1 protein-coding gene is annotated in these 646 nt (G+C 53.7%); it reads right to left on the bottom strand.

Going from position 1 to position 646, the window contains the following annotated elements; all coding sequences use genetic code 11:
* Positions 1-336: 336 nt before the first annotated feature.
* Positions 337-646 (bottom strand): LysR substrate-binding domain-containing protein (locus tag ACR0LX_RS22995; protein WP_480785639.1); only part of this gene is annotated, 310 nt, incomplete at its 5' end.

Here is a 646-nt window from a genome sequence, read left to right as displayed (position 1 = left end):
CAACCGCCACGCAAACAGGCCGGACACACGACTGTACTGACAGACCATCGCAACTACAGAAATCTCTTGCAATGCAGGAGCCATCCACACAGGCCATTGGCAGGGATGCGATAAACGGTAGATTCGTTCGCGATGTGTAAGTTGATCAGACCCGGAGCTTTGCAGCCGCAGCGAATGTCTCCTCTGACGGGCCGCGTCGCAGCGACGGTGACCAAGGTGGAACGGCAGGAATGGGCCGTTTTCGCCCGACCAGAAGGTAAACGTCGATTAGGCATTGGTTTCAGGACAGCTTCTGAGTCCGATGTGGGAGTCGAGTTCAATTGGATACGAGCGAGGTTAACCGTTGATCTGTAAACCCTTACTTTTGTTCTTGTAGCCATTAATTCGCTCTTGGGTTTCGGTGGCTTCGCGCTTGAGCCAATCTACGAAGCGGCGCAATTGGGGACGCTGCAATGTTTGCTCGCGCAGGTGAATCCGAAATGGGTTTGGCGCTGAAAGCCCTTTTTCAACAGGATAGGGAAGCACCAGGGACCCTTCTTCCAGATCGTTCTCTATCAAAGAAGCGCCGCAAAGGAGAAAGCCCACATCTTCTCTCACCGCTTCAAGGGCCATCTCTGCTCGCTTGTAATACGGTCCTCGGTCAGCA

It is taken from the genome of Ruegeria sp. CH11, from assembly GCF_056537105.1.
Note: the sequence above shows the minus strand (reverse complement) of the source record. Positions and strands in the feature narration are given on the sequence as shown.